This is a genomic window from Peptacetobacter sp. AB845 (assembly GCF_047528295.1).
In the GTDB taxonomy this organism is placed as follows: Bacteria; Bacillota; Clostridia; order Peptostreptococcales; family Peptostreptococcaceae; genus Peptacetobacter.
On record NZ_CP180001.1, the window covers coordinates 2465127 to 2476729 of the forward strand.

The following is an 11603-nucleotide window of genomic DNA, read 5'->3' on the forward strand; positions in this document are numbered from 1 at the left end:
CTTTTATTATCTAACTCTTCTCTTTTGTATATGTTCTTCCATAAGTTCGAAGTACTCACTTTTTTCCTGTTTTAAAGGATATTTTTTCTTTTTATCCTCGTCGCTATTAAATCTAGATGCCGATATTATCAGCATTTCCTTAGCCCTAGTTACACTTACATAGAAAAGTCTTATCTTTTCTCTAATCTGATCTAGCTTTAACTCTATGTCAAAATCTGTTCTTTCTAATCCATTTGTAAGTTTTTCTATTTCTGACATTACTAGTGCTTCAGGATTATTGTATTTTTCTTTTAGGAAATACTTTTGACAAGGCAGCTTAAAATTCAAATCACTAGGGAATTGGTATTTCGTACATTTAAGCATAAATACACAGTCCCACTCCATTCCCTTTGATTTATGATTAGTACATACAGTAACACTACCTGGAGTAGGCTCGTATCCATTTATATTTCCTGTTATGTCTAATATATGTCTAAAACTACTGTTTCCTCTGTCCTTTATTACATTTACTATGTATTCAAAATCTACATCTTTATCTTCTCTTTTTAAGTATTTAACGTAAAATGCTACATATTCTGCAATTGCCATTTCTTCATCTGTTATATCTAGCCTATCCCGTATAAATAAGACTAATAAATCTGCTCTATTCCAAGAATAATCTATTATTTCCTGCATTTTTTCTAATGCTTTTTTAAACTTACAAAATATACTACTAGTATCATCAACTATTCCCAAATCAAGCTCATCAAAATTATAAATAAGCTCGTCTGTTGTAAAACCTTTAAATATGTTCAAGAAGTCCTTCTTTCCTTCTTCACTTTCTTCTTTAATGAATACATCTCCTATTACATCCATTAGCTTATCTATATTGTCGTTATCTATTATAAAGTCTAATATTTTTGCTATATCGTCTATTACTTTCCTCATCTTTTCTGAAGATGTACTTAAATTTTCAAACCGTAAATCATGTTTTTTTAATTCTGCTGCAATCTTATTGCAATCTCTGTTATAAGGTGCCAATATTCCTATACTTTTGTCTGGATATTTTCTTTTTATACCTTCTACAAATCTTACTGTCTCCCTTATTTCATCATCAAAACTTCCTGTATTTAACCATTTTGTATTTATCGTATAGCTCTTTGGTTCTGGATTTTCCTTATATCCTTTTCCTTTTTCAACTGTTTTTATTTTCATATTCTCAAGTGCATCCCTACACTCTATCTCTGGTAAGGCGTTATTTGTATAGTCTACCAATAAATTTGCAAGTTCAAGTATATCCTTGCTGCTTCTGTTTGACATATACATTCTGTGACAACAATCTGCACTTTCTATAAAATCCCTAAAGAATTTTGGATTTGATTCAGAGAAAGTTCCACTTATACTCTGGTTTATGTCTCCTACTCTTACTATATTAGGCTCTTCTCCGCCTATTAACTTAATTATCTTTCCTTGTATTTCATTAGAGTCCTGACACTCGTCCTCAAATATGTATTTGTATTTCTTATGTAGCTTTTCTCTAACTGCATCATCGTCTCTGACTATTTTATATGCGTTTATTAAAAGGTCGTCGAAATCTAATAATCCATGAATTTTTAATTTTTTACAATACATTTCATATATAGGAGCAACTATTACCATTATTCCCTTATAACCTTTTTCAGAAACTCTCTCATTAAGTATATCAGGTGTTATCCCATTGTATTTTAATTTACTTATAGACCTTGTTACTAAATCAAAGAATCCCTGTTTCCATGTTTCTTCAAATCCTCTAGCCTTTTCTTGATTTACCTCTTTGGTTTTTTTATCTACGGCCTTTTCGTAATTTATAAAGTAATAAAAATATTTTCTTCCTTTTTCTGTGGATAAATATTTTTCTATACATTCGTTTAAAATAATAATTCTCTGTGCATCATCAGCAATCATAAATTCTTCATTTAACATCGCTGATTCTGGGTTTTCTTTTATTATTTTAGTTGCCAAACTATGTATAGTCATAACCTCGTATGAATTTGTCAATTTTCTAAGGGTATCTTTATTTTTTCTTTTTAGTTCCTTTATCTCATCGTCTGTTAGAGCTTCATCTATTTCAGCATCTTCTCCATATTTTTCGTTCAATAATTTTTTTATTCTTCCTTTAAAATTATTTACCGCACTATTCATATATGTCAATATTAGTATTTTTTCTTTTCCACTTATATTATTTTCAAGTAACTCAGTAACTAGTCTAGTTACAATAAATGTTTTTCCAGCTCCAGGAACTGCGGGAACTGCCATCGTACTAGACTTATACTCCATTATAGGAGTTTGATCCTCTCTGTAAGTTATTTTCCGCATATTTTACCTCACTTATCTATTAAATATCTTCATTATGCTTATCTGTATTTGTCTGTTAAATATCTTTACTATACTTATATATACTTATTTGCTAAATCTCTTCATTATATATATCGTATATATCTGTATTTCTCTATTAAATCTCTTCATTATCCATTAGATTTATTATACTTGTGTACATCATACTTTCTGATAAATATCCATTTAATGAATAATCGCTCTTAAACGCATATACCTCCTCTGAAGAATCCAACAGAGAGTATAGTTGATTATTCATGTAATATTTTTTTAGCATTTCCTCATCTATATCTGTAAATATGTGCTTTTCCTCATAAGATTTTCTAAGTACTACAGGATTACTTATTTCTTTGGCAATCTTAGGATTCCACATATTACTTCCGCAGTCAGCCCAAATCTGTACTCCTCTATCGCACATAGAATTTATGTAGTAAAAAGGAGTTGTTATCATTATCTTGTCATCTCCTTCGCTATTTTTTAATTCTCTAAATCCTATGTAATCTCTAACATATCCCTTTAAAATTTTATCTATTTCAAAATCTTCTATAACTCCACATTCTGCAGCTTCTTCTAATTTTTCACATTCTATTATTACTTTTTTACATATTTCTATATTTTCAATTCCGTTTTCTAATGCTATAAGTACCTCTGTGTAAAATCTTCTCATAAATTCACTTCTTTTTAGATTTTTCTTTCTTGCAAGGTAGATTTTTTCTATAATCAAGTCTAAGTTATATACATTTTCAACAGAATTGTTTATATCTTTTTTATTTATTTCTATATTTTCTTCATCCATTTCAGTAGATTTATCTTCTATATTTCCCAGGAAATTATCAAATGTTATTTCTCTACTTTCACAGTAAACACTCTCAAACTCAGTATTTTCAAGTACTATAGTTTTTAGTAATGTTTCATTTTCTCTAAAAATATTATTTGCCTTTATTTTATTTATCCCCAGAACTAACGAAATCATTTGTATATATTCCTCTGTTGAAAACTCTATTTCTGAATTTCCTGCATATAATGCGGTAATAATTATCAACATGTTTGCATATCTATGTTGAGATATTTTGAAGTCTGTACTAGTACTAAAGTAGTTTATACCTCTTTTTTTAAGTCCATCAGTTATTCTATGAAGCAATATACCAGAGCCAGGCGGAATTATTATTGCTGTTTTTCCTATTTTTTCCGCTTCTTTTGCTATTTTCTCAGTTTTATATAATATATCATCTATCATTTCTGTGTATAACTGTGACTGATAGCATTCTTTTATTCTACTTGAGAATGGTTTTAAATCTTTATATTTAGCTCCGTATTTTTTATGATTTGATAGATTTTTATTTTCTATACTATCCATATAAGCAAGATTTCCTATATTTTTTATTTCAGAATTATTTTTTCTTGAATAATATTCAACAATATTATCTAGGTCAAAATTATATATTGCAGAAAAGTCCGCACTTATATCACCATATATAAATACTTCTTTTCCTATATATTCGAATACTTTTACTAATTCTAATTCTGCATTTGATATTTTTTCTATTGAATCTATAATTAAATAATCGTATCTTTTAGCTAAACTTTTCTTATATTCTTCATTTTTTAATAGCTTTTCTGTATATAGATATATCGCCATTGGTAAATCTATTGCAGATTTTTCTATAAGTTTATCAGTATATTCTTTTATAATTTCATCATTTTGAGTGTATGAAAATCTTTCTAAATTTTCCTTATTTTTCTTTGTGTAATATATTTTTTCTCCTGTAGAATATATATCTGTGTTCATATATGCTGCCGATTTTAGATTTGAATATATAGATTTTGATATATTTTCTGATGTTCCAGTTATATCTTCAAAATATCCGTATTTATATCTAAAGTTTTCAACCATTTCAGTTATTATATATTCTGGTAATGAGTATGGGATATTATTTGGTATCCCTTTTATACTTTTTAATTCTTTAGATATTAAAGTCCAGTATTTTTCTAATTCTTTCATTATAAATGATATGTATGTTAAAATTTGTGGCTCTTCTATATATGTATTTATATTTATGCTTTTTTTAATTTTTTCGATTAATTTTCCATCTGAGACAAGAAAAAGTATCTTAGAACACTTACCTGATTTTTGTTTTATCAGTTCATTGTATTTTTCAGATACTTTTTTTAAATTTGTTTGTTTAGTTGTTATCTCTGCCATAATCTTCTCCTTTTTTGTAGAACATTAGTTCTTGATATTCTTATTATATCATTTTTTAGGGTAAGTTTAAAGTTGTATATTGTTTGTTTAAAAATATATATATGTATCTTATTTGTTTAAAATCTCATGAGTATATAATTCATATAAATAATATTTTAGAAATTTATTAATATATTCTTTTTAGTTTTTTTCTGATAATATTGTATTGAGGTGATTAATTTGAAAAATATAGTTATTACAGGTGGTACTGGTGGAATTGGAAAAGCATTATGCTATGGTTTTGCTGATTTAGGTTATAATGTTATTAGCATTGATATTAATGATTATAATTTTTGTAAAGAAAATATTCATTTATATATTGCTGATTTAACATCTGAGTATGAAATTAAATCTACTTTCGATAAAATAGTCCATCAGTTTGGACCTATCCATATACTTATAAATAATGGTGCTATTAGCAAATTTAATAAATCTATATATGAAATTTCTGTTGATGAATTTGATACAGTTTTAAATACTAATTTAAGAGGTGCTTTTATATGTTGTAAGGAATTTATTTCTGCAAATAAAAGTCTTAATTTCGGAAGAATAATAAATATAGCATCTACAAGATATAATCAAAATGAAGCTAATTGGGAAGCCTATGGAGCTTCAAAGGGTGGAATAGTATCTCTTACAAATACGCTTTGTGTTTCTTTATCTGGAAGTAATATAACTGTAAACTGTATAAGTCCTGGTTGGATAGAAACTGAGGGTTATGATTCTTTATCAGAGTTAGATCATTCTCAGCATCCTTCTGGAAGAGTTGGTAAACCTGAAGATATTTTTAATATGTGTGCTTTTCTTGCTGATGAAAAGAGTGATTTTATCAATGGAGCAAATATTGTTGTTGATGGTGGTATGACTAAAAGAATGATTTATTTTTAATACAGATTATAAATGGATGAGATGATTGAATTTTCTTCTATAATTTTCAGTCATCTTTTTTATTTACATTTTCAAAAAATAAAAAAAGATTACGTGGCTACGTCCTACTCTCCCAGGGGCCTTCGCCCCAAGTACCATCAGCGATAGAGAGCTTAACTTCTGTGTTCGGAATGGGAACAGGTGTATCCTCTCTTCTATAATAACCACATAATCTTTATTTTCAGAGATTGTACTCTGAAAACTACATACATATTAATCAAATTACCAAATATTTACTTGGTCAAGTCCTCGACCTATTAGTATCGGTAAGCTGCATACATTACTGCACTTCCACCTCCGACCTATCAACCACGTAGTCTTCATGGGGTCTTACTTCCGAGGAATGGGAAATCTTATCTTGAGGCTGGCTTCGCGCTTAGATGCTTTCAGCGCTTATCCGTTCCGTACATAGCTACCCAGCCATGCCTCTGGCGAGACAACTGGTACACCAGCGGTACGTCCACCCCGGTCCTCTCGTACTAAGGGCAGATCCTCTCAAATTTCCTACGCCTGCGACGGATAGGGACCGAACTGTCTCACGACGTTCTGAACCCAGCTCGCGTACCACTTTAATGGGCGAACAGCCCAACCCTTGGGACCTACTACAGCCCCAGGATGTGATGAGCCGACATCGAGGTGCCAAACCTCCCCGTCGATGTGGACTCTTGGGGGAGATAAGCCTGTTATCCCCAGGGTAGCTTTTATCCGTTGAGCGATGGCCCTTCCACTCAGAACCACCGGATCACTAAGTCCGACTTTCGTCCTTGCTCGACCTGTATGTCTTGCAATCAAGCTCTCTTATGCCTTTACACTCTGTGCACGATTTCCGACCGTGCTGAGAGAACCTTTGAGCGCCTCCGTTACCTTTTGGGAGGCGACCGCCCCAGTCAAACTGCCCGCCTGACAGTGTCCCAAGACCTGATTCAAGGCCTCTGGTTAGAGTCCCAGTACTACAGGGGTGGTATCCCAACGGTGGCTCATCCAAAACTGGCGTCCTGGAATCAAAGCCTCCCACCTATGCTGTACATGTAGTACCAAGACCCAATGCCAAGCTACAGTAAAGCTCCATGGGGTCTTTCCGTCCTGTCGCAGGTATCCGGCATCTTCACCGGAATTACAATTTCACCGAGTCTGTTGTTGAGACAGTGCCCAAATCGTTACGCCTTTCGTGCGGGTCGGAACTTACCCGACAAGGAATTTCGCTACCTTAGGACCGTTATAGTTACGGCCGCCGTTTACTGGGGCTTAAGTTCACTGCTTCGATTGCTCTAACAGATCCCCTTAACCTTCCAGCACCGGGCAGGCGTCAGCTCCTATACATCGTCTTGCGACTTAGCAGAAACCTATGTTTTTGGTAAACAGTCGCTTGGGCCTATTCTCTGCGGCCATCTTTCGATGGCACCCCTTATCCCTAAGTTACGGGGTCATTTTGCCGAGTTCCTTAACAACAGTTCTCTCGCTGGCCTTAGGATACTCTCCTCACCCACCTGTGTCGGTTTGCGGTACGGGCGCCTTTAAACTCGATAGAGACTTTTCTCGACAGTGTGAATGCAGATGCTTCGCTACTAAATTTCGCTCCCCGTCACACCCCAGCATTGTATCCGTGGATTTGCCTCCGGATACTGCCTCAGTGCTTGGACGTGCATAACCAACAGCACGCTCATCCTGTCCTACTGTGTCATCCCATTTCTCAAACGCTTATTGGCGGTACAGGAATTTCAACCTGTTGTCCATCACCTACGCCTTTCGGCCTCGGCTTAGGTCCCGACTAACCCAGGGAGGACGAACCTTCCCCTGGAAACCTTGGGTTTACGGCCTGTGGGATTCTCACCCACATCTCGCTACTCATGCCAACATTCTCACTTCTTTACAGTCCACATGTCCTTACGGTCATGCTTCTGCCCAGTAAAGAAAGCTCCCCTACCCATCATAAATGATGCCGTGGCTTCGGTAGTAGGTTTTAGCCCCGGAAATCTTCGGCGCAGGATCACTCGACCAGTGAGCTATTACGCACTCTTTGAATGAGTGGCTGCTTCTAAGCCAACATCCTGGTTGTCTGTGCAATCCCACATCCTTTACCACTTAACCTACATTTGGGGACCTTAGCCGACGGTCTGGGCTGTTGCCCTCTCGACCGTGAATCTTATCACCCACGGTCTGACTCCCAGATAAAAGATGACGGCATTCGGAGTTTGATAGTCTTCGGTAGGTGCAATACCCCCTAGGACATTCAGTGCTCTACCTCCGTATCTCTGAATCTGAGGCTAGCCCTAAAGCTATTTCGGGGAGAACCAGCTATCTCCGGGTTCGATTGGAATTTCACCGCTATCCACAAGTCATCCCCGAGCTTTTCAACGCTCGTGGGTTCGGTCCTCCACGAAATTTTACTTTCGCTTCAACCTGCTCATGGATAGGTCACCCGGTTTCGGGTCTACGTCATGCAACTAAACGCTCAGTTAAAACTCGCTTTCGCTGCGGCTGCATACATGAAGTACTTAACCTTGCTGCATAACGTAACTCGTTGGCCCGTTCTACAAAAAGTACGCGGTCACACAAGAAATGTGCTTCCACAGTTTGTAAGTACAGGGTTTCAGGTTCTATTTCACTCCCCTCCCGGGGTTCTTTTCACCTTTCCCTCACGGTACTATGCGCTATCGGTCACCGGGTAGTATTTAGCCTTGGAGGGTGGTCCCTCCTGCTTCCCACGGGGTTTCACGTGTCCCGTGGTACTCTGGATCATATCGGAAGTCTTCTCACTTCGACTACAGGGCTGTTACCTTCTGTGGCGGAGCTTTCCAAAACTCTTCGTCTGTAATAACCTCTTCCTGATGATATGTCCGCAACCCCTAAGAAGCGAACTTCTTAGGTTTGGGCTGTTCCGCGTTCGCTCGCCGCTACTAGCGGAATCGAATTTCTTTCTCTTCCTTCGGGTACTTAGATGTTTCAGTTCCCCGAGTTCCCCTCAACGAGCTATGTATTCACTCGAAGATACCATGACATTACTCATGGTGAGTTTCCTCATTCGGAAATCTATGGATCAAAGTTTACGTGCAACTCCCCATAGCTTATCGCAGCTTATCACGTCCTTCATCGGCTCCCGGTGCCAAGGCATCCGCCCTGCACCCTTAATAACTTGACCAGTTACAGTTGATATTTTTTTATAAGGTTATCCTCCTTATTTATCACATTAAGGAAATAAATGATGTCATATCATAATATATATGTAGTTTTCAAAGTACAGTTTTGAAGGAATGAACCTTCAAAACCGAACAACAGATAATTCTCCCTAGAAAGGAGGTGATCCAGCCGCACCTTCCGATACGGCTACCTTGTTACGACTTCACCCCAGTTATTGATTCCACCTTCGACGACTTCTCCCAAAAGGTTAGATAGTCGGCTTCGGGTGTCTCCAACTCCCATGGTGTGACGGGCGGTGTGTACAAGACCCGGGAACGCATTCACCGCAGCATTCTGATCTGCGATTACTAGTAACTCCAGCTTCATGTAGGCGAGTTTCAGCCTACAATCCGAACTGAGAATGGCTTTAAGGGATTTGCTCCACCTCACGGCTTGGCTGCCCTCTGTACCACCCATTGTAGCACGTGTGTAGCCCTAGGCATAAGGGGCATGATGATTTGACGTCATCCCCACCTTCCTCCAGGTTATCCCTGGCAGTCTCTCTAGAGTGCCCAACTAAATGATGGCAACTAAAGACAAGGGTTGCGCTCGTTGCGGGACTTAACCCAACATCTCACGACACGAGCTGACGACAACCATGCACCACCTGTCACTTCTGTCCCCGGAGGGAAAGAGGAGATTAGTCCTCGGTCAGAAGGATGTCAAGCCTAGGTAAGGTTCTTCGCGTTGCTTCGAATTAAACCACATGCTCCGCTACTTGTGCGGGTCCCCGTCAATTCCTTTGAGTTTCACACTTGCGTGCGTACTCCCCAGGCGGAGTACTTAATGCGTTAGCTGCGGCACCGAAGGGGGTAACCTCCGACACCTAGTACTCATCGTTTACAGCGTGGACTACCAGGGTATCTAATCCTGTTTGCTCCCCACGCTTTCGTGCCTCAGCGTCAGTTACAGTCCAGAAAGCCGCCTTCGCTACTGGTGTTCCTCCCAATATCTACGCATTTCACCGCTACACTGGGAATTCCGCTTTCCTCTCCTGCACTCAAGTCAGACAGTATCAGGAGCTTACTACGGTTGAGCCGTAGCCTTTAACTCCTGACTTGAAAGACCGCCTACGCACCCTTTACGCCCAGTAAATCCGGATAACGCTAGCCCCCTACGTATTACCGCGGCTGCTGGCACGTAGTTAGCCGGGGCTTCCTCCTCAAGTACCGTCATTATCTTCCTTGAGGACAGAGCTTTACGACCCGAAGGCCTTCATCGCTCACGCGGCGTTGCTGCATCAGGCTTGCGCCCATTGTGCAATATTCCCCACTGCTGCCTCCCGTAGGAGTTTGGACCGTGTCTCAGTTCCAATGTGGCCGATCACCCTCTCAGGTCGGCTACTGATCGTCGCCTTGGTGGGCCGTTACCCCGCCAACAAGCTAATCAGACGCGGGTCCATCCTGTACCGAAAAATCTTTGATATAAAAGTCATGCGACTCTTATATGTTATCCCGTATTAGCATACCTTTCGGTATGTTATCCGTGTGTACAGGGCAGGTTACCCACGCGTTACTCACCCGTCCGCCGCTCTTCTCCGAAGAGAATCGCTCGACTTGCATGTGTTAGGCACGCCGCCAGCGTTCATCCTGAGCCAGGATCAAACTCTCAAAATAAAATTTCTTCAAAATTTTATATCGCCAACGAATTTTTCGCTAATGCTCAAAATTCCGTTGCTCAAAATAAAATTAGTTTGTTAAATCCGCTCAGATGTTATCTCAAAATATCTGGCATGGTTTGTATGGCGTTCGAATTATTTATTCGAACTAAATATATCTGCTGTTCAGTTTTCAAAGTTCATTTTGTTCTGTTTCACTGCCCTCTCTCAAGGACAAGTATTATATTATCATCTTTTAATTTCATCGTCAACACTTTTTTAAAACTTTTTTTGATTTTTTTCAAAACTTTTTTAATCTATATTTTTATTTTTCTCTAAAAACCTCTATTTATCAATATTTTCACGGTCTATCTTCTCTAACTCATAATTATCTATAACATTTACCAAAACATCGGCATACACTAATTCTCCTTTAGAATTTTCTTTTGTCGCATATCCCGCATTTTCTAAAATTTGAGCTTGTTCTTTTGCATTTTTAGCCTTAAATAGACCTGCTTTCTCATATCTTTTATTTTCTTTTAAAAATTTACCATAATCATAAATCGATTCTTTAAATGATCTGTACTTTCTAAAAGCAGCCTCTTCAGTATCATCATATCCTTCCTTAGTTGTCATACTTATAGTTTTACCATCCCATGATTTATCAGCCTTTATACCAAATAAATTAAATCCTTCTTTAGATAATCCAGATTTACCCCAGTCGGACTCTATAGCAGCCCGTGAAATAACAACAGATGGATATATTCCATATTCTTCATATACATCAACTGCCATTGGCTCCACCATCTTTATAAAATCTTCTCTCTGCATATCCTCTATATAACCTCTGCCAAATGTAGAATAAGCAGCAACTATAACAAATGTTAAAACAATTAAAAGTATAGATACTTTTTTATTTTTATTGCTACTTTTAGATTTAGAACTAGATGCCTTTTTACCCTTACTTACTGAACTTCCATTTTTAGAAGTTTTCGACTTACTTTTAGAATTGCTCGGTTTTGAAGATGCTTTTGTTTTAGAGTTAATCTTTTTTTTCTTTTGTGAATTAACTTCTCCTTTTACCTTTTGAAAACTATTACTTCTAATCGGTTTAACTCCTAACTCTCTATCATCTTTATTTTCTTTTATTTTGCCTCTAACACTCTTTCTTAATTCTTCTAATCCCTTGTTATCTATATTATTATTTTCACTCATTCAAAAATTCCTCACAAAATATTATTTAGTACATTTTTTATTATACAATACCAATCATAAGCTATACAATTACAATTACTCATCGTGTTGGAT

Annotated in this window: 4 protein-coding genes and 3 rRNA genes; 1 reads left to right on the forward strand and 6 read right to left on the reverse strand. The window is 37.0% G+C overall.

Going from position 1 to position 11603, the window contains the following annotated elements; all coding sequences use genetic code 11:
* Positions 1-6: 6 nt before the first annotated feature.
* On the reverse strand, positions 7-2334 hold the full coding sequence (locus ACK2WO_RS11585; RefSeq protein WP_414697950.1) for an ATP-dependent helicase: 2328 nt from the start codon (positions 2332-2334) through the stop codon (positions 7-9).
* 136 nt (positions 2335-2470) lie between these two features.
* Positions 2471-4555, reverse strand: coding sequence for a UvrD-helicase domain-containing protein (locus ACK2WO_RS11590; protein WP_414697951.1), 2085 nt, complete (start codon positions 4553-4555; stop codon positions 2471-2473).
* A gap of 210 nt (positions 4556-4765) precedes the next feature.
* On the opposite strand from ACK2WO_RS11590, the gene ACK2WO_RS11595 reads away from it, so the two are divergent.
* On the forward strand, positions 4766-5482 hold the full coding sequence (locus tag ACK2WO_RS11595; RefSeq protein WP_414697952.1) for an SDR family NAD(P)-dependent oxidoreductase: 717 nt from the start codon (positions 4766-4768) through the stop codon (positions 5480-5482).
* A gap of 91 nt (positions 5483-5573) precedes the next feature.
* Here the strand turns inward: ACK2WO_RS11595 and rrf are convergent.
* The 4 genes from rrf to ACK2WO_RS11615 form a co-directional block, all read right to left on the reverse strand.
* A 5S ribosomal RNA gene (rrf, locus tag ACK2WO_RS11600) occupies positions 5574-5690 on the reverse strand.
* Between the two features lie 68 nt (positions 5691-5758).
* Positions 5759-8660, reverse strand: a 23S ribosomal RNA gene (locus ACK2WO_RS11605).
* Between the two features lie 151 nt (positions 8661-8811).
* Positions 8812-10314, reverse strand: a 16S ribosomal RNA gene (locus ACK2WO_RS11610).
* The 16S, 23S and 5S rRNA genes sit together here, the layout of an rRNA operon.
* Positions 10315-10640: 326 nt before the next feature.
* Complete coding sequence (locus ACK2WO_RS11615) at positions 10641-11510, reverse strand: glycoside hydrolase family 73 protein (RefSeq protein ID WP_414697953.1); 870 nt, start codon at positions 11508-11510, stop codon at positions 10641-10643.
* Positions 11511-11603: the final 93 nt, after the last annotated feature.

Bases quoted from the DNA above. Each gene is read 5' to 3' on its own strand.
- ACK2WO_RS11585 (WP_414697950.1), bottom strand. From the start codon at position 2,334: ATGCGGAAAATAACTTACAGAGAGGATCAAACTCCTATAATGGAGTAT.
- ACK2WO_RS11590 (WP_414697951.1), bottom strand. From the start codon at position 4,555: ATGGCAGAGATAACAACTAAACAAACAAATTTAAAAAAAGTATCTGAA.
- ACK2WO_RS11615 (WP_414697953.1), bottom strand. From the start codon at position 11,510: ATGAGTGAAAATAATAATATAGATAACAAGGGATTAGAAGAATTAAGA.